Here is a 19,487-nt window from a genome sequence, read left to right as displayed (position 1 = left end):
TATTGCGGACAAGGGCTCGATCACGGAAACTGCCCGCGTGGACAGGGACCGGTTCGCCAGGGTCGCGGTGGTCATTGCGACGTTCGTCCTTGCCCCTGTGTTGCTCGAGATGCTCGCCTGGTACATCGAGGGCGAGGACTACAACGTCTCCCGCGCCGTCACCGTGCTGGCCGTGGTCGCCGCGCTCGCGCTGATCGCCGCCGTGGCGGGCCGGGTGCGCGGCAGGCTGCCCGTCATGCTGGTCACCGCCATGACGGTGGCCGCGGCAGGCGGGCTGGTGCTGGGGTTCGCGGCCGGGTTCGGGCCGGTGTTGTGGAACCGCGGCGTGCCCGGCGAGTTGCTCGGCCTGTCCATGATCGGGATTGCCGCGTTCACCGCGCTGACCGGCGGCTACCTGCTGTTCCTCTACCGCCGCGGCCTGTACGTGCCCCATCTGGAGACCACCGCGGGCCCCTCCCCGACCACCACGAAGCGCAAGGTGATCGGCGAGTCGGAGATCCTGATCCGCACCCTCCCCGAGATCAGCCACGCCCTGGAGAAGGCCCTGGGGAGCTGCGTGTCCGTGATCGACCAGGAGGACCTGCACTTCGTGGCGTTCTTCGGCCCGTCCGGCTGCGCCTTCTACACCGACGTGCTCGACGACGCCGATTTGCAGCACTTCTTCCACGAGACGACCCCCGAGGAGCGCCGGATCACCTATCTCAGGCTCGGCAGCCAGCTCCACTGGATCGGCGGCCGCCTGGACACGCACCTGCGCTCGATGGAGAGCGGCACGGTGATCAGGACCGTGCTGGACGTCGAGCGCGGCGCCCTGTTCCACTACTGGGTCGACCACGGCCGCTACATCATCGGCGTCACCCTCGACCAGCGCCGGGTCGGCGTGGCCGACGACAAGATGGCCCGGCTCGTGGACATGATCCGCGGCCACTTCACGCTGCCGCCGATCAACCAGCGGGTCAGGCAGCAGCCGGGCGCCAACGTACGCCCGATCAAGAAGGAGGACGCGTGGCCGGAATCGGGCTCCTGACCGCGGGCTTGGGCGTCCGGGGAGGCCGCCGCTCAGCCGTTGCCTGACCGGCCCCTGGAGAACCAGCGGCGCCTGCGCGGCGCGGGCTCCACCCGGGCCACGGTCACGCCGGTCAGCTCGTTCACAGTGCCGGACTCGACGGCGGCCAGCGCCTCCAGCACCTCCCCCTCGATCACGAACTGCACCGGCCCGGCCACGTCCACCACGACCGCCGCGGCCCGCTCCTGCACGGCGGCCCGGCACACCTGGAGCGCGGTGGCCTGGATCGGCCGGGCGTCGGGCCGCCACCGGGCCAGCGACTGCGTGCCGGTGAACGCGAGCACCGCCTGCCTGCCGTCCTGCCCGACGAGCTTGGGCAGGGCCATCTCGCTCTCCTTCTCCTGCCGCAGCCCGTGCGCGCCGACCTCGGTCTCGGTCAGCAGGGCCACCACGGGGACGAGCAGCCGGGCGCCGGAGAGGGCGTTGAGCACCTCGGCGGGGCCGGCCGTACCCGCCTCGTAGGAGGCCAGGGCGGCGGCCACGGCGGGGGCGGCGGAGCCGTCGTCGTGGGGGTCGAGGGGCTGCGGAATGCTGGGCACAGCCTCCGAGACTACCCGCGCCCCGAGCCCGCCCCCGCCTCCTGCCTCACCCACGCGGCCCGCGCCTTTGTCGGTCCCGGTTGATAGACAGGCCCGGTGAGACCCGCCGACCCTCCACCCGACGACCCTCCGCCCGCCGAGCAGCTCGCCGCCGTGCGGGCCGTGCTCGCCGCCAGCCCCGTCGTCACCTCCGTGCTGCACGGCGCCCGCGCGCTCGATCCGCCCGGCTGGTGGGTCGCGGCCGGCGCGGTCGCCCAGACGATCTGGAACCACGTGACCGGCCGCCACCCCGACCACGGCATCCGGGACTACGACCTGATCTACCACGACCCGTCGGACCTGTCCTGGGAGGCCGAGGACGCGGTGATCAGGGCGGGCCGGGAGGTGTTCGGCGACGTGCCGGTGGAGATCCGCAACGAGGCGCGCGTGCACCTCTGGTACGCGGAGCGCTTCGGCATCCCCTGCCCGCCCTACCGCAGCGCCGAGGACGCGATCGACTCCTTCCCGTCCACGACCTGCGGCCTCGGCGTGCGGATCGAGCCGTCGGGCGAGTGGCGGCTGTACGCCCCCTACGGCGTGTCGGACGCGTTCGACCTGGTCGTGCGGCCCAATCCGCGGCTGGCGCCCCGCCACGTCTACGAGGCCAAGGTGGCCCGCTGGACCGCCACGTGGCCCGAGCTGACCGCGCTTCCCTGGCCGGACGCGTGACGCCCACCGGCGGCGCCCTGCCCGGTGGCGGCTATCCGAGGTCGGCGATCGCCGCCACCGGACCGCCGCCGGAGGGGCCCTGGTGCACGGCGGCGACCGAGACGAACACCGCGGGATCGCCCGTGACCGAGGCCGCCACCCCGCCCACCGCGGCCTTGATCTGCCGGTGCCAGTGCACGTCGGAGTCGTCGAGCATGATGTTGCGCCGCCCGCGCACCCGCCCGGACGGGTCGGCCTCGCACTTCATGAACACGTTGACCAGCCGCCCCCCGAGGTCCGACGGGTGCGGGCGGTCGGGCAGGGCGAGCCCGGAGTCCCTGATGGCCTCCCAGATGCCGTCGGCGTCGAGGGCGTCCTTCATGACGCTGTGGCCGATGCGATAGCGCCCGCCGATCCCGCGCACGTTGCCCACCAGCACGATCTGCGCCCGGTCCAGCTCCACGCCCGACGAGCAGGAGGCCACCGACGAGTACAACGACAGGTCCTTGTGGATCTGGTCGGCGCTGGGCATCTCGATCTCGCCGAGCGCGACGGCGATGCCGAGCGCGGTGGTGGAGTTGGACAGGTCCATGGAGGGACCGGTCTCCTCGATGGCGGTGTCCTGGCCGCGGCTCTTGGCCTCGGTGATGGTGGCCAGGGTGAGCAGCGGCGTCTTGGTCTGTACGTAGTGCACGTCGCGCGGGTCGTCGATGCCGGCGATCTTCATGGCCTCCCGGACCCCGGCGGCGACCTTCTCCACCATGGCCGGGCGGCCGATGTCCTCGGGCAGGATGACCTCGCTCATCGCCACGCCAACCGACAGGCGAGGCTCCTCGGTGGCGGGGGCGTCGGCCGTGGTGGCGAAGATGGTGGCGTGCGGGCTGAGGATCCCGTCGGTGCCACCCGACCACACCAGCGGCACGCTCTCCGGCGCCGGATGCCCGTGCTCGGCCAGGACCTCGCGGAAGGCGCGGTCGGCGAGGATGCGGGTGTAGTCGTTCACGCCGCCGTTGCCCTCGGTCTTGCCGACGACGGCGAGCACCCGCTCCGCCTCGATCACCCCGTCGGCGATGAGCCGTGACAGCCCGGAGGCGTCGGTGACGCTCTCGATCGGCACCTTGCGCACTTCGATCGGGTCCGGCATGCGTTACCCCTCCTCCTGGCGTCATTCCCCGATGACGCTACCGAGCCGGTCAGCGGGGTTCATGGTCAATGTGTGCCCATGAACCCCGCGGGTGATGTCAAGGTGCGCTCAGCGCCGCCATGGGAGACAACCGGGCGGCGCGTGCCACCGGACAGAGCCCGGCCGCCGCCCGGACGAGCAGCATGGCGCTCAACGCGGGATAAGCGTCGTGCCCCGAGGGGGCTAGGGTCGCGAGTGTGATTCGCGAAGCACACGTCAACGGGATCAAGCTCGTCTACCGGGAGGAAGGCGATCCTTCCGCTCCCCCGCTCCTGCTGCTGCACGGCCGTACGGCGAACCACAACGACTGGAACGGCGTCACCCAGCACTTCGCGGCCCGCCACCACGTGTTCGCCCTCGACCTGCGCGGCCACGGGGCCAGCGGGTGGCCGGGCGAGTACCCGGTGCCCGCGATGGCCGAGGACGTCGTCGCGCTGCTCGACCACCTGGGCATCGAACGGGCCACGCTGGTGGGGCACTCGCTCGGCGGCGTGGTCGCCTATCACGCGGCCATGAACCATCCGGATCGGGTGGCGCGCCTGGTGCTGGAGGACCCGCCGCCACCGGTGCCGCTCACCGGCCGATCGCCGATCGTGGAGGACGGGTCCACCGGGTTCGACTGGCGGATGATGCACGACACGGAGCGGCAGATGCTCGACCCGGATCCTGCATGGGCGGAGGGTCTGGGGAAGATCACGGCGCCCACGCTGGTGTTGTCGGGAGGGGCGCAGAGCCCCTTCGACGCCGGGGAGGTGGCGGCCCGGATCCCGGGGGCGAAGCTGGTCACGATCGAGGCCGGGCACCTGATCCACGTCAGCGCCCGCGGGGAGTTCGTGCGGACGGTCGACGCGTTCCTCGACTCCTGACCGCAGCGGGTGGCCGACTCACCGGCAGAACCATCTGATGGCGGGGCCCCATCCGGCGGCCCCATCCGACCGTGCCCGGCCACAGCCGCCGTCCTTCTAGCCCATCGCGGTGGTGGTGGCGTGCATCGGCGTCGGGCTCGGGCAGCGGCCTGCGGCGGGTCGTCGAGCCGGTCGGCGGCGGCGCGGGCCGCGGTGGCGATCCTGGCAGCGGCCTCGCGGCGCGGGTCCGAGCGGCGGGGGCCCGAACGGTGAGGAGTTCTCGGGGCATGGGCACAACACCTGACGAAAAGGACTTAGCTGGGGCAAACGTGACCCCAATGTCATAAAGATCCGCCATCGTGGAAAGGTGCGAACCAGGCTCAGCGATCTCATGAAGGAACGGCTGGGCACGTTCGGCCTGATGGCGCCCTCCATCGCGCAGTGCGCGGTCGGTGCCGCGCTGGCCTGGGTCATCGCCATCGAGCTGCTCGGCCACCCACGCCCCTTCTTCGCCCCCATCTCCGTGCTGATCTGCGTGGGCGTCGGGCTCGGGCAGCGGCTGCGGCGGGTCGTCGAGCTGGTCGTCGGGGTCAGCCTGGGCGTCGGCGTGGGCGACCTGCTGGTGTACCGGATCGGCTCGGGCGCCTGGCAGCTCGCGCTGGTGGTCGGGCTGGCCATGGCGGTGGCGGTGCTGCTGAACAGCGGGGCGCTGTTCGTCGCGCAGGCGGGGTCGTCGGCCGTGCTGGTCGCCACGCTGGTGCCGGGTGAGGGGGCCGGGGGCCTGGATCGGATGGCCGACGCGCTGACGGGAGGCATCGTCGGGATCGCCGCGGTGGCGTTACTGCCCGCGAGCCCGTTCACGATCGCGGCCAAGCACCTGTCCGGGGTGCTCGACGCGCTGTCCACGGTGCTGGAACGGGCGGCGGAGGCGATCGAGAAGCGCGACGTGGACCTGGCGGCCGAGGCCCTGGAGGAGGCGCGTACGACGCAGGCGGCGGTGGAGGAGTTCGAGGCGGCGCTGGAGACCAGCAAGGAGATCACCATGATCTCGCCCCTGCACTGGCACCGGCGCGCCCGCCTGGCCCGCTACGAGACCGCCGCCGTGCCGGTGGACCTGGCGCTGCGCAACGCGCGGGTGCTGAGCAGGCGCACGCTGGCCTCGCTCGGAGAGGCCAGCCCTCCCCCGGCGGCCCTGGCCGAGGCGATGCGCGAGGTCTCGGAGGCGGCGCTGCTGCTGCAGTTGGAGCTCGGGGCCGGCCGGGAGCCGACCCTGGCCCGGCAGGCACTGCTGGCGGTGGCGGCCCGGGAGCGGCCCCAGGGGCTGGGGTTCTCGGCGCACGTCATCATCGCGCAGCTGCGTTCCGTGGTCGTCGATCTGCTGCAGGCCACGGGGATGGAGCACGAGGACGCCACGTCGGCGCTCACCCCGCTGGACGAACCGGCCACCAAGGACGAGCCCACCCGACGGACCTGAGCACCCGCACCGCCAGCCGATCGGCCTACCCCCACCCGGACGGCCACGTGACCGGCCTCCGCCAGCTCGAGCTTCCGGCGACACCTGCCTGGGTGTGGTGCTCCTAGGAAATCCTCGCCGCTTCTCCCCCGCCCGCGACCTGGTCAGACTCGGGAGCACCGCCAGCCGGACGGGGCACGGCCCGCCGGCGTGACCATGGAGGTTCAGCGAACATGATCGGAAGAGTGCTGCTCATCGTCGGCTTCCTCACCACGATGGCCGCCTGCGCCGACGGACGCGGCGGCCGTACGGCGGCGGCCGCCCCGTCGGCCGCACCGTCGGCCTCAGCCTCGACGTCCCCGTCGGCAGCGGCATCGGGGCGCGGGAGTGCCGATCCGCATCCGTACGTCGGCATGTGGGTGACCGCGGACGGGCGTATCCGGCAGGAGCTGCGGGCCGACGGCCGGTACGAGGAGGAGCGTGACGGCCGCCCCCGCGCCTACACCGGCCGGTACACCGTGACGGGCAACCATCTCGACTACTTCGACGACGCCGGGTTCACCGCCACCGGCGACGTCCGTGACGGCGTCCTCTACCACGAGCACCTCGTGCTGTATCGGGAGCGATGACCGCCGCCCCGCCCCACCCTCACGGCGCGCTCAGGGCTCGGCGGTGAGGTCGTCAGAGCGTCCGGCCTCCAGTCGCGACCACTGAGGGATGGGACGTCCGTCGGTGCGGAGCCGTTCGGCGGAGCCTGTCCACCCTTGGGGCCGGCCCGGGGGCGCGTCCTGCCACGGCTCCTGGCGTCCGTACACGGTGAGGTCCATGAGCGCGTAGCTGTAGTCCATGGCCTCCACACCGCGGCGCGTCGTCCAGTACGTCTCGAAGACGCGGTCGCCGTCGCGCAGGTAGCACACCAGGTGCATCATGCCGATGTGCCGCCCGACGAGGAGCTCGCCGAGCGAGGCGGCCGCCGAGTACCACGGCATGTCCCAGCCCATGAAGTCGTGGTAGCGGCGGCTCTCGTCGTAGGGCCCCTGGCAGAAGACCGCGTAGGTGATGTCGCGGGAATGGAGGTAGGACAGCTCCGCCACCGAGGTGGCGCACCACGTGCACCCTTCGCACTGCTCGGCCGCGGGCTGCCCGGGATACCACATGAAGTAGTACGCGATGAGCTGCCGGCGCCCTTCGAACGCGTCGAGCAGGGTGAGCGGTCCGCCGGGCCCGATCAGGGTGAGGCCGGCGTCCATCTCGACCATCGGCAGGCGCCGCCGGGCCGTGGCGATGGCGTCGCCCTCGCGGGTGTGCGCCTTCTCCCGTACCCGCAGCCGGTCCAGCTCGGCCTGGAAGGTGCTCCGGTCCACGGCCTCGGGCAGGCCGGTCGCGCCGGCGGCCCCGCCCGCCGGGCTGCCGAGGTTCGCTGGTTCATCGGTCATGGCTGTCTCCTCTTCCCTGTTGCGGCGGCTCTTCTCGTCGTGGTCGCGTCAGGCGGACCCGAGGACCCGGTCCCCCTCCTGCCCGCCCGTCCGCGTGACGGCCGATCCGGCCGCCGGCGGCTTGAGGAAGCCGGTGGCCCAGGCGACCACGGCCGCGACGACGGCGATGGCCAGGCCGGTGACCACCGTGGCGGAGGCGGTGAAGGCGCCGATCACCATGCCGCCGGCGGCCGAGCCGAACGCGATGCCGAGGTTGGCCGCCGAGACGGGCAGTGACTGAGCCAGCTGGCCGCCCGGCCCGGCCAGGCTCACCACGCGGTACTGCAGCGACGGCACCATCCCCATGCCGAACATGCCCAGCGCGAGCAGGACCGATGCCACGAGGAACGGCACCGCGCCGACCAGGTACAGCACCAGCAGGGAGACCACCACGCCGCTGGTCGCGACGATCAGGGTGCGCGTGGCGTTCCGGTCGGCGAACCGGCCGCCACCGAACGAGCCCACCGCCGTGGCCACGCCGTACGCCAGGAGGAACACGCTGATCAGCGCCCCCGAGACGCCCGTGACGCTCTCCAGGAACGGCACGATGTACGTCACCACGGCGAACAGCGAGGCGAACACCAGGAAGTTCAGGGCGAGCACGGCGAGCACCCGGGGAGCGAACGCGTGCCGGGCCTGGTCGCCGAAGCCGCCGCCGCCGGCGGGCACGGAGGGGATCAGCACCAGGACGGCGACGAGCGCGATCACGGTGAGCACCACGACCGCGGTGAACGACCCCCGCCAGCTCACCGCCTGGCCGGCCAGCGTGCCCACCGGCACACCCAGCGCGGCCGAAACCGTGACGCCGGAGATGACCACCGAGATCGCCCGCCCCATGCGCTCCGGCGGGACGAGCGAGATGCCGGCCGTGAATCCGGCGGCGATGAACAGCCCCTGCGCCGCGCCGGCGAGCGCACGCGCCGCGACGAACAGGCCGTAGTCGGCGGCCAGCACCAGGACCAGGTTGGCGAGGACGAACAGGACGAGTGTGGCGATCAGGACGACCCGCTTGTTCAGCCTGATCGTCAGCGCGGTCAGGATCGGGCCGCCGATGGCCAGGCCCAGCGCGTTCGCGGTCACCAGCGCGCCGGCTGCCGGGACCGGGACGTCCAGGTCGGCGGCGATCAGGTTCAGCACGCCGACCACCATCAGCTCGGCGGTGCCCGTCACGAACGCCCCGAGGAACAACGCGGCCAGGGCGAGATTGGCCCTGCCCTGGCTCAGCACGGCTCGGTGCATGCTCACGGGTGGAACCCTCCTTGTCGTCGCAAGTGCGGCCCGTCCCGTTAGGGAACGATCCCTAACACTCACTCCGGCTATCGTAGGGAACGACCCCTAACATGGCAATGGCGAGGACAGAGATGGCACGAACCGCTGCGGAGACCCGGGCCCAGCTGCTGCAGGTGGCCGGCGAGCTGTTCTACTGGAAGGGCGTCCGGGCCACCGGGGTCGACCTGGTGGCGGCCCAGGCCGGCGTCGCCCCGACCACCCTCTACCGCCTGTTCGGCTCCAAGGACGATCTGGTGGCCGCCTACGTCGAGCACGCCGACCAGGAAGGCCGGGAGCGGTGGGCCACCGCGATCGACGCCGCCGGCCCCGACCCGCGCGACCAGATCCTGGCCCTGTTCGACGCGGGCTTCGCCTACGTCGACTCCGAGCAGTTCCGCGGCTGCCCGATGATGATGACGCTGGCCGAGTTCCCCGACCCGGACCTGCCCGCGCACCGGATGGCCGTCGAGGGCAAGTCCGGGTTCCGCGAGCTCGTCGGCGAGCTCACCGGCCGGCTCGGCGTCGACGATCCGGCCGGCCTGGCCGACCAGCTCATGCTGGTCATGGAGGGCCTGTTCGCCTCCGGCCAGTCACTCGGCCCGGACGGCCCCGCCAAGCAGGCACGGCACCTGGTCGAGATGATCCTGTCGACGGCCACCGCCCGGCGGCGAAGCTCCTGATCGTCGCGCACGGTCACGGCAGCGACCGTGCGCAGCCCTCGCGACCGCCGGCAGAGGGGCGCCTCCCTGCCCACTTGACGGTGACCGGCCGGATCGGCTCCCGCCTGGCGGCGGGGGACGAGGTGGAAGAAGGAGCCGTCCATGGGGCCGAGGTCGACGCGGGAGATCTCGTCCAGCCGGGCCATGGCCCGCTCCGGCAGGTCCAGCTCGAAGGCCACCAGGTTCTCCCGAAACCGCGCCACCGTACGCGGCCCGAGCAGGATCGACGTCACCCCCGCCCGCCGCGCCACCCACGCCAGCGCCACCTCCGACGGCGTGGCGCCGAGTTCGGCGGCGACCTTGACGAGCTCCTCGGCGATGCCCAGGTTGTGCTCGTTGAGCAGCGACTCGGCCCACCGGTTCGCGCGGGGCATCGCGTGGCCGAGCAGCCTCCCCATCCGGCTGTCCGGGTCGGGGGCCGCGCCGGGCCGGTAGCGACCGGTCAGGATGCCGCCGCCGAGGGTGCCGAAGTCCATGGTGCCCAGGCGCCTGGCGGACAGGGCCGGCGAGCTGGCCTCGGCCGCCGACCCGGGGGCCGCCTTCTTCGCGTACTTCACCACGATCGTGGAGGACTCGACGGTCAAGAAGGTGCTGGTGGACGCGCCGGCGACGGCCGGCATCGATGCCAAGGCGGGCACTCCCGACATCAGGGGCGCGATCGAGGCGCTGCTGGTGCGGGCCCAGGAGGCGGGGGCGGTCCGGGCGGACGTGGGCATGGAGGAGCTGCTGGCGCTGCTCAGTGGCACCTGCCTGGCGGCACAGCAGAACAACTGGGACGAAGGACTCCGTACGCGGACCCTGGGGGTCGTCTTCGACGGCCTCCGCCCCAGCGGGCCCGTCAGGAGGACAGGCGCTTCAGGCGCGTGACGGCCTCGTCGATGACCTCTTCCTTCTTGCAGAAGGCGAACCGCACGAAATGCCGCCCCCGCTCGGCGTGGTCGTAGAAGACCTGGGTCGGGATGGCCACCACCCCGGCCAGCTCCGGGAGGCGGCGCGTGAGCTCGAGCCCGTCGGAGAACCCCAGCGGCCGGATGTCCGTCTGCACGAAGTACGTCCCCGAAGGCCGCAGCACCGAGAAGCCGGCCGCCGCCAGCCCCTCCATCAGCCGGTCCCGCTTGTCCTGCAGCCCGGCCCCGAGCGCCGCCACCCACTCCAGCTCGTGCCGCAGCCCGTAGGCCACCGCGAGCTGTTCCACGGCGCGCTCGCCGTGAACGTGAGGAACTGCTTGACCGTCTGCACCGCCGTGACCAGCGCCGGAGGGGCGCACACCCAGCCGGTCTTCCACCCGGTGACCGAGAAGGTCTTGCCCGCGGACGAGATCATCACGGTCCGCTCCCGCATCCCGGGCAGCGTGGCCAGCGGGATGTGCTCGACCCCGTCGAACGTCAGGTGCTCGTACACCTCGTCCGTGACGGCGGTCAGCCCGCGCTCCTGGCAGAGCTCCGCGATGACGGTCAGCTCGTCGCGGGTGAACACGGTGCCGGTCGGGTTGTGCGGCGAGTTGACCAGGATGGCCCGGGTGCGCGGGGTGACGGCGGCGCGCAGCTCGTCGGGGTCGAACGTGAAGCGGCCCTCGACCGGCCGCATCGTCACGGCCACCAGCCTGGCCTGGGCCAGAGCGATGGAGGCGGCGTAGGAGTCGTAGTAGGGCTCGAACGCGATCACCTCGTCGCCCGGTTCGCACAGCGCGAGCACGGCGGCCGTCACGGCCTCGGTGGCGCCCACCGTGACCAGGATCTCGCCCACCGGATCGTACGAGAGCCCGTAGCGCGCGGCCCGGTGCTCCGACACCGCCTGCCGCAGCTCCAGCACCCCCGGCCCCGGCGGGTACTGGTTAGCGCCGGTGCCGATGGCCTGGACGGCGCGGTCGAGCATGGCCGCCGGCCCGTCCGTGTCAGGGAAGCCCTGGCCGAGGTTGATCGATCCGGTCTGCACGGCGAGCGCGCTCATCTCCGCGAAAATCGTCGTGCCGAAGGCGCGCATCCTGGTAACAAGTGGTTCGGTCACGGCTCCACACTATTAGTCTCGTCCCCGTGATCATTCGGGTCGTGCTCGCCCTCGCCCTGTCCGCGCCTCCCGTCATGACCCCGAGCCAGGCCGCTCCCGGGCCCTGCCCGGTCCCCATGCCCGCCCGTACGAGCTGCGGTTTCCTCGAGGTTCCCGAGCGCAGGGACGCCCCGGAGCGGAAGATCAGGGTCGGGTACGCCGTGCGCCTCTCGACCGCCGCCAACCGCAAGCCGGACCCGGTCGTGTACATGAGCGGCGGCCCCGCCTCCGCCTCGATGCAGCTCACCGCGTTCCTGAGCCGGATGTTCCCCGACCGGGACGTGGTGACCGTCGAGCAGCGCGGGAGCAGGTACTCCCAGCCGGCGCTGGCCTGCCCCGAGACCGCCCAGGCCATGCTGGGCCGGTTGCGGCCGCGGCCCGCGGCCCCGGCCGACGGCCTGGCCGCCGCCGCCAACCGGTGCCGCGACCGGCTCCGGGAACAGGGCATCGACCTGCGGGGGTACAACACGAAGGAGATCGCGGCCGACGTGGTCGCCTTACGCGAGAAGCTCGGGTACGCGAAGTGGAACCTGTTCGGCGTCAGCTACTCCACCAGGGTCATGGTGGACGTGGCCGCGGCCGACCCGGAGGGGGTCCGGTCGGTGGTGCTGGACTCCTACCTGCCCGAGAGCGTGGGCTGGTACGACGACTTCGACCGGAACCTGGCCGACGCCATGGCGCGGCTGGGCGTGCGCGAGCCTTTCGAGGCCATGGTCGCGCGGCTGAACCGGACGCCCGCGCGTGTCGCCGTGCTGGATCCGCTGCTCGGCCGGGAGTTCACGGCCCGGATGAGCGGTGACGACGTGGCCACGATCCTGGCGGAGGCGCTGCAGGACGCGGAGGTGACCGCGGTGGCGCCCGCGCTGGTGAGCGCGCTGGCCAGGGGGAACGACGAGCTGCTGCGGCCGCTGGCGGACGCCGCGGGCGAGGGGCTGGCGTCGCACGAGTTCGGGCTGTATCACGCGGTGCAGTGCCAGGACGAGGTCCCGTTCAACACCTTCACCACCAAATCCCGACTTTTCACCATAAATGGGGATAAGGAGGTGTGTGACGCCTGGCAGCTCCCCAAGGCGAAGCCCGTGAACGCCACCACCAAGGCCCCCGTCTACGTGCTCGGCGGCCGGTACGACCCCACCACCCCCCTCAGGACCGCCGAACCGGCCGCCAAGGCCCTCCCGAGTGCCCGCTTCGACCAGTTCCGCACCTCCCACGCCGTCTTCCTGGCCAGTGACTGCGCCCGGCAGAAGATCGCCGCGTTCGTCGCCGATCCCGCCGCCACGTTCATCACCCCCTGCTCGACGAGCACCCTCCCCTCCCCCTTCCGCGCGGCCGACCTGCACGTGACGGCGGCGCCGTACGCGATCTCCCGGTCCCCGTGGCTGGCCGCGCCCTTCGCCCTGTTCGCGCTCGCCTCCCTGGCCCAGCTCGTCACGGCCGCGCTGAGGGGCCGCGCCCTGGCCGCGTACGGCGGGCTGGCCGGCGTGGCGTTCGCCGGCCTGATCGCCGAGTCCGTCAACACGATGGCGAGCCGGAACGAGACCGCCCTGGCCGTCGGCCTCCCGGGCACGACCGGGCTCTACACCTGGCTCGCGGTGGCCTCGGCCGTACTGACCGCCGCGGCGCTCTTCCACGAACGCAGATGGCCGCACATCGCAGCGGCCGTCATCAGCGGCGGATTCCTCGTATGGTGGTTCACCTGGCTCCTTTGACACGCATCCGTGAGCTCGACGCCCTACGCGGCTTCGCGGTGGGCGGCATCATGCTGGTCAACACCTGGCAGCACACCGACAAGGAGCCGCCGGTCGCGCTGGACCTGCCGATCGAGACGCTGTTCCAGAGCCGCTTCTATCCGATCTTCTCGATGCTGTTCGGCATCAGCTTCCTGCTGTTCCTGCGCGGCAACAGCCGCTGGGCGCTGCTGAGCAGGCTGTTCTGGCTGTTCTGCATCGGGAAGGTCCAGCACTCGTTCTACGAGGGTGAGGTGCTGACCGACTACGCCTTCTGGGGGGCGGTGGCGCTGCTGCCCGCCTCGTTCCTGCCCGGGGGCCTGCCGGTGCTGCTGCTGGGCCTGGTGGCGACGGCCTGGGCGCTGCTGCCGCAGGTGGGCGGCGGGGTGATGCTGATCCCCGGGCTGCTCCTCATCGGCATGGGGGTGTGGCGGTTGCGGCCGCCCAGGTCGCTGCTGCTGCCCGGGTTCGCGGTCGCCGCGCTGGCCACCGCGCTGCTGAGCGCCGCCTCGGCCAGCACGGGCAACTGGACCGTCTACAGTGTGGCCGCCCTGGCGGGCGCGGCGGCGTACTCGCTGGGCCTGGTGCTCCTCCTGCGGCCGGGCCTGTCGGCGGTGCTGGAGCCGCTGGGCAAGACGGCGCTGACCAACTACGTCTCCGGCACCGCGGTGATCGTCCTGGTCACCCCGCTGCTGAACGCCGACCCGACCCGGTGGTCCGTGGTCGCGGTGGCGGCGCTCACCCTGCTCGTGCAGTACCTGTTCAGCCGGTGGTGGCTGACGAGATACCGCTACGGTCCCCTTGAGTGGATCTGGCGGTGCCTGACCCGGTTTCGAGCGGTGCCCAACCGGCTAGAGTCGGTCCGTGACCAGAATCGCCCTCTGCCAGATCCCGGTGTCCCCTGACCCCTCGGTGAACCTCAAGAGGGTCAGGGAGGCGCTCGCCGCCTCCGCGGGAGCCGATCTGGCGATCTTCCCGGAGGCCACGCTCACCCGCTACGGCAGGCGCATCACGGGCCTGGCCGAGCCGCTGGACGGGCCGTTCGTGTCCGGGCTGGCCGAGGCCGCCCGCGAGCACGGGACGGCGGTGATCGCCGGGGTGTTCGAGCCCGGCGAGGATCGGGTGCACAACACCGCCGTGGCCATCGACGGTGAGGGCACGCTGAAGGCGGCGTACCGGAAGATCCACCTGTTCGACTCGTTCGGCGCGAAGGAGTCCGACCTGGTCGCGCCCGGCGCGGAGCCCACGGTGGTGGAGCTGGCCGGCGTCCGGGTCGGGCTGGTCACCTGCTACGACATCCGCTTCCCCGAGCTGACGAGGGCGCTGGTCGACAAGGGGGCGGAGCTGTTCGCGGTGATCGCCGCCTGGGGCTCGGGGCCGCTCAAGGAGGACCACTGGGTGACCCTGGTCAGGGCGCGGGCGCTGGAGAACACGATGTGGACCGCCGCCGTGGGCCAGGCGCCCAACCCGGCCGAGTCGTCGGACGGGTTCGGGGTGGGCCGCAGCATGCTGGTCGATCCGCTGGGCGTGGTCCGCAGCGACCTGGGCACCGGCCCCGGCGTGCGGGTCGTGGAGGTCGACGACGAGTGGACCGCCACGGCCAGGGCCACCCTGCCGTGCCTCGAACATCGCGTCCTGTAGTCTCGCACGGTCCATGCCGGGGTCAAGCGATCGTAAAGTAGAACCGTGAGCGGAACGCAGATGCAGAAGGTGGTCCCGCCGCGTCTGCTCGTGCCATACCTGTCGGGCAAGCGCACGGTCATCTCGGGCTACGTCTACCGGGTGCAGGACTGCGTCCGGTTGACCACGCCGGAGGCGCTCTACTACGGGCTCGACCTGTCCTTCGACGGGTCGGAGCTGTTCGCCGAGGTGCCCGAGGTCTACATGATGCGCTGGTATGCCCGTGACGTCGACACCTACGCGGTGCCGTACGGACCCCACATGGGGGGCGACTGGAGCGACGCGCCACCGTTCGCCGGCAACGGGTTCACCACGTCGTCGGAGCACGTCGTGCCGCAGTTCCACACCGTCCCGATGCCGATCCCGGCGGGGGCGGAGATCATCCACGTCACGGCCGACGGCGAGCGGTCCTTCGCCGACTACGACGGGCTGACCTGGCGGCCCGCCGCATGAACGACGAGATCGCGCCGGTCGCCTCCGGCTTCGTCGCCCGCTTCGGCGAGCACACCCTGCCCGCCGCCCTCGGCCCGGACAACGACCAGGTGGTGCTGTTCAGCGAGACGGAGCTGGAGGGGTTCGAGGCCGCCGCCGGCTACTGGCGGCGGATCGTGCCCAGGTCGCAGGTGGAGTGGCTGGTGCTGGTCCGCACGGTGGGCGCGTTCGGCGGCGAGCCGTGCATCGTGCTCGACGAGGACGACGACGGGCTGCACATCGCCTACACCGGCCACAGCGGGATGAAGGCCGAGGCGCTGGGCTACTGGATGGTCGACCACGGCGCCTACGAGGTCGTGGTGCCCCGCGAGGAGGTCTTCTCGATCCGCGTCGAACGGATTCCGGTTCCCTAGTCAACCGCGGGCGCCTCCGCGTGTCTCTAGGGACGTGACCGAAACAGCGACCATGGCGCAGCCGTCGTTCGCCGAGCTGTTCGCGGCCCAGTACCACTCCCTGGTACGCCTGGCCGGACTGCTCGGCGCGGACGACCCCGAGGACATCGCCCAGGAGGCGTTCGCCCGGCTGCACACCAGACGGTTGCGCGACGACGGGTCGGCGCTGGCCTACCTGCGCGCGACCGTCTGCAACCTCACCCGCAACCGCCTGCGCCACCTCAGGCTCGTACGACTGCGCCGCCCCGACCCCCCTGAGCCCGCCCGCAGCAGCGAGCACGCCGTCCTCGTCTCCGAGGAGCACCGCGAGCTGCTGGCGGCCGTGGACCGCCTGCCGCGCCGCCAGCGCGAGGCCCTCGTCCTGCGCTACTGGCTGGACCTGTCGGAACGCGAGATAGCCGAGGCCATGGGCGTCTCGCCCGGCTCGGTGAAGACCCACGCCAGCCGGGCCCTGGCGGCCCTGGGCAAGGCGCTGCAGGAGGAGGACCGGTGAACGACCTGGAAGAGCGCCTGCGGGCCGCGTTCGACGCCCGCGCGAGCACGTTCGAGGCGAGCCCGCACGCCTGGGCCCGCGTACGCGACCGCAGGCCGCGTGGCCGGACGGCCGCCCGCCTGGTGCTGGCCGCGCTGCCGGTGGCGCTGCTGGCCGTGTTCGTTCCCGTCCTGCTCGACGGGGGCCTGGGCCGGAACACCGCGAACGACCCCGACACGATCTACCAGGGGCTCATGCGGGACAGGACCGCCGCCGGCGAGCAGCTGACCGTGGACAACCCGACCGAGGGCAGGCCGCTGCGCCTCTGGTTCGCCAGGGCGCGGCTGGGCTATCCCGAGCTGTGCTTCGTGATGGAGCGGGCGGACGCGGAGTCGTACGGGGGGTGCACTCCCGTCCCGAACGAGCCGAACACCGATGCCTGGTTCACCGGCAGCACGCTGCGGGACGGGGCGGAGACCGCGATGGACTGGGGCGTGGCGGTGCAGGGCATCGGCGGGGTCACCGGCGTCGCGGCCGACGGGCGGACGTTCTCCGGCACGGTGCTGCGGCCGTCCGGGGCCCCGTACCGGATCTGGACCGTGACCTATCCGGCCCGGCACGCCATGTCCAGGATCGAGATCGCGGACGACCGGGGCAGGTCCCTCGGCCGGCGGTCGCGCGACCCGCTGATGCCGCCGGAGCGCAGCAAGGCCGCCGGCGCGGCCCTGGACCTGCCCGCGGGGGTCACCGCGCGACCGCACGCGACGAAGGAGGGCATGGAGGTGTCCTGGACCCGGCACGGCGCGGAGCTCAGCTCGACGCCGGCGGGCGCGCTGCGAGAGCCGGTGGATCTGCGCATGGAGGAGAACGTGATCATGGGGCTCGCCCGGGCGGACGTCGCCAGGATCGAGGTGGCCTTCGACGGCGGGGTCACGGCCGGCATCGAGACGCGGCCCGATCCGTGGGGCCTGGGCGTCGCGCTGTTCGCGGCCGAGCACCCGACCGGCGACCGGCAGGCCCGCCACGACATCGTCGCCTACGACGCCGCGGGCACGCAGGTCTGGCGCCAGGACGACGCGAACCGGGACCGGCTGGAGGACACCCCGCCGATCGGGGAGACGATGACGCTGCCGGGCACCGAGGGCCCCGGCGGCCCGGTGCGGGTCTGGTTCACCAGCTTCGGCGAGGACATGCTCACGCTCTGCCAGAGCGGGGGCGTGACGCCCTGGGGCGGCACGAGCTGCCAGGGCACCTCGGGAGGCTCGCTCTTCCCCCTCAAGGCGATCAGATACCTGCCGGAGCCCGGCTCCGTCACCTACGTCGGGGCGGTCCACGAGAGCTGGGAGTCGGTCGAGGCCGTCCTGTCGGACCGGCGCCGGATCCGGGCCGAGATCCTGCGCGGGACGGGCACCCCGGCCCCGATCTGGCACGTCACGATCCCGACCGGCGACGTGGTGCTCGGGGGCTTCTCCGTGCGGAAGAAGGACGGGCGGATCGAGCGGTTCCCGGAGACGGACAAGGGCTGCGGGCGCAAGGCCGTGACGACCGAGACCGGCCGCCAGGCCCTGCCCGCGGGCGTGACCGCCCTCGTGGTCGAGCCGAGCTGCATGGCCTTCTTCGAGAACGGCGAGCCGTCCGCGTCGCTCCCCGGGCCGCTGCCCGGCGAGCGGCTGAGCGACCTGCTCGGCCCCGACCGGCCGTTGTACTGGGCCCACGGCGCCGGCACCTGGTACGGCTACGCCAGGGCCGGCACGGCCACGATCAAGCTGGTCACCGCGAACGGCCTCACCACGACCGCCGAGGCCGTGCCCGACCAGTGGGGACAGGGCGTGGTGCTGTTCGCGGCCCCGGCGCCCAAGGGCGGCGACTTCTCGGCCGGAATGATCACCACGGGGTACGGCGCCGACGGCGAGAAGCTGTGGCAGGACGGCCCCGTCACGCGGAGGAAATAGACCCGAGGTTGCGGTAGCGGGCCTGGCGGGCCGCGAAACGGTCCGCCGGGCTCACCTCCAGCAGGTTGGCGATCTCGTGCTCCAGCGCGCGCCCCACCCGCTCGCAGAACTGCCTCGGCTCGTAGGCGGCGTCGGGCAGCTCGGGGATGACGCGGTCGACGATGCCGTCGCGCCGCAGGTCGGTGGCGCGGATGCGCTGCGCCTGGGCGATCTCGGGCGCGAAGTCGACCGACCGGTAGAGGATCGCGGAGGCGCCCTCCGGCGGCAGGGGCGACAACCAGGCGTGCTGCGCGCACAACACCCGGTCGGCGGGCAGCAGCGCCAGCGCCGCGCCGCCCGCGCCCTCGCCGAGCAGCAGGCAGACGGTCGGCGCGTCGAGCATGACCAGCTCGGCCAGGCAGCGGGCGATCTCGGCGGCCAGCCCGCCCTCCTCGGCCGCCTTCGACAGGTCCGCCCCGGCCGTGTCGACCACGGTGATCAGGGGCAGGCCGAGCTCGGCGGCCAGCCGCATGCCGCGCCTGGCCACCCGCAGCCCGGCCGGGCCGAGCGGGGAGTTGGTGCGCTGGAGCCGCCGGTCCTGGCCCAGCACCACGGCCGGCGCGGTGCCGAACCTGGCCAGCGCGAGCAGCAGCCCCGGCTCGTTCTCGCCCTCGCCGGTGCCGCTCAGCGGGGTCACGTCGGAGGCGGCGAGCTTGAGCAGCGTGCGTACGCCGGGCCGGTCGTCACGGCGCGAGCGGGTGATCGCCTCCCACGCCTCCACGGGCCGCAGGTCCTCCACGGGCGGCTCCCCGGCCACGATGCCGGACCGGTCGGCGGCCAGCACGGACAGCGCCCTGATCGCGACCTCCCGCGCCTGCTCGGCCGAGACCACCGCGTCGAGCAGGCCCTTGCGGTGCAGGTTCTCCGAGACCTGCACGCCTTCGGGGAAGGCGTAGCCGTGCAGCGACTCGAACACCCGCGGCCCCAGGAACCCGATGAGCGCCTCGGGCTCGGCCGCCGTGACGTGGCCGAGCGACCCCCACGACGCGAACACCCCGCCCGTCGTCGGATGCCGCAGGTAGACCAGGTAGGGCAGGCCGACCGCCCGGTGCGCCTGGATCGCGGCGGTGATCTTCACCATCTGGACGAACGCCAGCGCCCCCTCCTGCATCCGCGTCCCGCCCGACGCCGGCGCGGCCAGCAGCGGCAGCCGCTCGCGGGTGGCCCGCTCGACCGCGGCCACGAACCGCTCGGCCGCCGCGACCCCGATCGAGCCCGCCATGAACGAGAACTCGCACGCCGCGATGGCCACCCTGCGGCCGTCGAGCAGCCCCTCACCGGTGATCACGGCCTCGTCGTAGCCGGACTTGACGCGGGCCGCGGCCAGCTCGTCGGCGTAGGAGGAGCCGGGCTCGGCCGGATCCGCGGGCGGCGCGTCCCACGACTTCCACGACCCCCGGTCGAGGACCGTTTCGATCAGTGTGCGCGCGTCCGGACGGCTCACTATCGCT

Annotated in this window: 19 protein-coding genes and 2 pseudogenes; 14 read left to right on the top strand and 7 right to left on the bottom strand. The window is 72.7% G+C overall.

What is annotated here, in order from left to right; translation table 11 throughout:
- Positions 1-37 precede the first annotated feature (37 nt).
- Positions 38-1,027 (top strand): hypothetical protein, encoded by a 990-nt coding sequence (locus ACTWPW_RS08725; protein ID WP_375115453.1) that lies wholly within the window; start codon positions 38-40, stop codon positions 1,025-1,027.
- Positions 1,028-1,059: 32 nt separating this feature from the next.
- Here the strand turns inward: ACTWPW_RS08725 and ACTWPW_RS08720 are convergent, their stop codons facing one another.
- Positions 1,060-1,605: an SseB family protein gene (locus tag ACTWPW_RS08720; protein ID WP_375115454.1), complete on the bottom strand. Its 546-nt coding sequence runs from the start codon at positions 1,603-1,605 to the stop codon at positions 1,060-1,062.
- Between the two features lie 96 nt (positions 1,606-1,701).
- Here ACTWPW_RS08720 and ACTWPW_RS08715 point away from each other — a divergent pair, with 96 nt between their 5' ends.
- A complete protein-coding gene (locus ACTWPW_RS08715) occupies positions 1,702-2,313 on the top strand; it encodes a nucleotidyltransferase family protein (RefSeq protein WP_375115455.1) in 612 nt (203 codons plus the stop codon).
- Between the two features lie 31 nt (positions 2,314-2,344).
- Here ACTWPW_RS08715 and ACTWPW_RS08710 read toward each other — a convergent pair whose 3' ends face one another.
- Positions 2,345-3,436: a ring-opening amidohydrolase gene (locus tag ACTWPW_RS08710; RefSeq protein WP_375115456.1), complete on the bottom strand. Its 1,092-nt coding sequence runs from the start codon at positions 3,434-3,436 to the stop codon at positions 2,345-2,347.
- Between the two features lie 236 nt (positions 3,437-3,672).
- Here ACTWPW_RS08710 and ACTWPW_RS08705 point away from each other — a divergent pair, with 236 nt between their 5' ends.
- The 3 genes from ACTWPW_RS08705 (at position 3,673) to ACTWPW_RS08695 (ending at position 6,402) form a co-directional block, all read left to right on the top strand.
- Positions 3,673-4,341: an alpha/beta fold hydrolase gene (locus tag ACTWPW_RS08705; RefSeq protein WP_375115458.1), complete on the top strand. Its 669-nt coding sequence runs from the start codon at positions 3,673-3,675 to the stop codon at positions 4,339-4,341.
- 346 nt (positions 4,342-4,687) lie between these two features.
- Positions 4,688-5,794 carry an FUSC family protein gene (locus ACTWPW_RS08700; RefSeq protein WP_443168380.1) on the top strand — a complete coding sequence of 369 codons (1,107 nt, stop codon included), beginning with the start codon at positions 4,688-4,690 and terminating at the stop codon, positions 5,792-5,794.
- Between the two features lie 212 nt (positions 5,795-6,006).
- Positions 6,007-6,402 (top strand): Atu4866 domain-containing protein, encoded by a 396-nt coding sequence (locus ACTWPW_RS08695; RefSeq protein ID WP_375115460.1) that lies wholly within the window; start codon positions 6,007-6,009, stop codon positions 6,400-6,402.
- 30 nt (positions 6,403-6,432) lie between these two features.
- On the opposite strand, the gene ACTWPW_RS08690 is transcribed toward ACTWPW_RS08695, so the two are convergent.
- Both ACTWPW_RS08690 and ACTWPW_RS08685 read right to left on the bottom strand, forming a co-directional pair.
- Complete coding sequence (locus tag ACTWPW_RS08690; protein ID WP_443168379.1) at positions 6,433-7,209, bottom strand: DUF899 family protein; 777 nt, start codon at positions 7,207-7,209, stop codon at positions 6,433-6,435.
- 48 nt (positions 7,210-7,257) lie between these two features.
- Positions 7,258-8,487 (bottom strand): MFS transporter, encoded by a 1,230-nt coding sequence (locus tag ACTWPW_RS08685; RefSeq protein ID WP_443168438.1) that lies wholly within the window; start codon positions 8,485-8,487, stop codon positions 7,258-7,260.
- A 122-nt stretch (positions 8,488-8,609) separates the two neighbouring features.
- Here ACTWPW_RS08685 and ACTWPW_RS08680 point away from each other — a divergent pair, with 122 nt between their 5' ends.
- Complete coding sequence (locus ACTWPW_RS08680; protein WP_443168378.1) at positions 8,610-9,197, top strand: TetR/AcrR family transcriptional regulator; 588 nt, start codon at positions 8,610-8,612, stop codon at positions 9,195-9,197.
- Between the two features lie 221 nt (positions 9,198-9,418).
- Here ACTWPW_RS08680 and ACTWPW_RS08675 read toward each other — a convergent pair.
- A pseudogene (locus tag ACTWPW_RS08675) lies at positions 9,419-9,712 on the bottom strand (aldo/keto reductase); the annotation flags it as partial.
- Between ACTWPW_RS08675 and ACTWPW_RS08670 the strand changes: the two are divergent.
- Positions 9,711-10,103 carry an SbtR family transcriptional regulator gene (locus ACTWPW_RS08670; RefSeq protein ID WP_375115465.1) on the top strand — a complete coding sequence of 131 codons (393 nt, stop codon included), beginning with the start codon at positions 9,711-9,713 and terminating at the stop codon, positions 10,101-10,103. The pseudogene ACTWPW_RS08675 and the gene ACTWPW_RS08670 sit on opposite strands and share 2 nt — an antisense overlap.
- Here ACTWPW_RS08670 and ACTWPW_RS08665 read toward each other — a convergent pair.
- Positions 10,075-11,219 (bottom strand): annotated as a pseudogene (locus ACTWPW_RS08665) (pyridoxal phosphate-dependent aminotransferase). The gene ACTWPW_RS08670 and the pseudogene ACTWPW_RS08665 sit on opposite strands and share 29 nt — an antisense overlap.
- A 50-nt stretch (positions 11,220-11,269) precedes the next feature.
- Between ACTWPW_RS08665 and ACTWPW_RS08660 the strand changes: the two are divergent.
- The 7 genes from ACTWPW_RS08660 to ACTWPW_RS08630 are packed head-to-tail and all read left to right on the top strand — an operon-like array spanning position 11,270 to position 17,997.
- The gene (locus tag ACTWPW_RS08660; RefSeq protein WP_443168377.1) at positions 11,270-12,991 is read left to right on the top strand and encodes an alpha/beta hydrolase; all 1,722 of its coding nucleotides are present in this window, start codon (positions 11,270-11,272) and stop codon (positions 12,989-12,991) included.
- Positions 12,988-13,914, top strand: a complete 927-nt coding sequence (locus ACTWPW_RS08655; protein WP_375115468.1) for a DUF418 domain-containing protein — start codon at positions 12,988-12,990, stop codon at positions 13,912-13,914. The genes ACTWPW_RS08660 and ACTWPW_RS08655 overlap by 4 nt, the downstream gene beginning before the upstream one ends.
- The gene (locus tag ACTWPW_RS08650; RefSeq protein WP_443168376.1) at positions 13,874-14,650 is read left to right on the top strand and encodes a carbon-nitrogen hydrolase family protein; all 777 of its coding nucleotides are present in this window, start codon (positions 13,874-13,876) and stop codon (positions 14,648-14,650) included. Before ACTWPW_RS08655 ends, ACTWPW_RS08650 begins: the two co-directional genes overlap by 41 nt.
- A gap of 45 nt (positions 14,651-14,695) precedes the next feature.
- The gene (locus tag ACTWPW_RS08645; protein WP_364132465.1) at positions 14,696-15,142 is read left to right on the top strand and encodes a hypothetical protein; all 447 of its coding nucleotides are present in this window, start codon (positions 14,696-14,698) and stop codon (positions 15,140-15,142) included.
- Positions 15,139-15,534 (top strand): hypothetical protein, encoded by a 396-nt coding sequence (locus ACTWPW_RS08640; RefSeq protein WP_375115470.1) that lies wholly within the window; start codon positions 15,139-15,141, stop codon positions 15,532-15,534. The genes ACTWPW_RS08645 and ACTWPW_RS08640 overlap by 4 nt, the downstream gene beginning before the upstream one ends.
- A 34-nt stretch (positions 15,535-15,568) precedes the next feature.
- On the top strand, positions 15,569-16,066 hold the full coding sequence (locus tag ACTWPW_RS08635) for a sigma-70 family RNA polymerase sigma factor (RefSeq protein ID WP_375115471.1): 498 nt from the start codon (positions 15,569-15,571) through the stop codon (positions 16,064-16,066).
- Complete coding sequence (locus ACTWPW_RS08630; RefSeq protein WP_443168375.1) at positions 16,063-17,997, top strand: hypothetical protein; 1,935 nt, start codon at positions 16,063-16,065, stop codon at positions 17,995-17,997. Before ACTWPW_RS08635 ends, ACTWPW_RS08630 begins: the two co-directional genes overlap by 4 nt.
- Here the strand turns inward: ACTWPW_RS08630 and ACTWPW_RS08625 are convergent.
- Positions 17,981-19,480, bottom strand: a complete 1,500-nt coding sequence (locus ACTWPW_RS08625) for a carboxyl transferase domain-containing protein (protein WP_443168374.1) — start codon at positions 19,478-19,480, stop codon at positions 17,981-17,983. The two genes, ACTWPW_RS08630 and ACTWPW_RS08625, sit on opposite strands and share 17 nt — an antisense overlap.
- Positions 19,481-19,487 lie beyond the last annotated feature (7 nt).

This window comes from Nonomuraea sp. KM90, from assembly GCF_052246675.1.
Lineage (GTDB): Bacteria > Actinomycetota > Actinomycetes > Streptosporangiales > Streptosporangiaceae > Nonomuraea.
This window is presented reverse-complemented; position numbering and strand designations above follow the sequence as displayed.

Excerpts from the sequence above, each read along its gene's own strand:
- ACTWPW_RS08680 (WP_443168378.1), top strand. The coding sequence starts at position 8,610 with ATGGCACGAACCGCTGCGGAGACCCGGGCCCAGCTGCTGCAGGTGGCC.
- ACTWPW_RS08710 (WP_375115456.1), bottom strand. The coding sequence starts at position 3,436 with ATGCCGGACCCGATCGAAGTGCGCAAGGTGCCGATCGAGAGCGTCACC.
- ACTWPW_RS08640 (WP_375115470.1), top strand. The coding sequence starts at position 15,139 with ATGAACGACGAGATCGCGCCGGTCGCCTCCGGCTTCGTCGCCCGCTTC.
- ACTWPW_RS08685 (WP_443168438.1), bottom strand. The coding sequence starts at position 8,487 with ATGCACCGAGCCGTGCTGAGCCAGGGCAGGGCCAATCTCGCCCTGGCC.
- ACTWPW_RS08670 (WP_375115465.1), top strand. The coding sequence starts at position 9,711 with ATGGTGCCCAGGCGCCTGGCGGACAGGGCCGGCGAGCTGGCCTCGGCC.
- ACTWPW_RS08695 (WP_375115460.1), top strand. The coding sequence starts at position 6,007 with ATGATCGGAAGAGTGCTGCTCATCGTCGGCTTCCTCACCACGATGGCC.
- ACTWPW_RS08690 (WP_443168379.1), bottom strand. The coding sequence starts at position 7,209 with ATGACCGATGAACCAGCGAACCTCGGCAGCCCGGCGGGCGGGGCCGCC.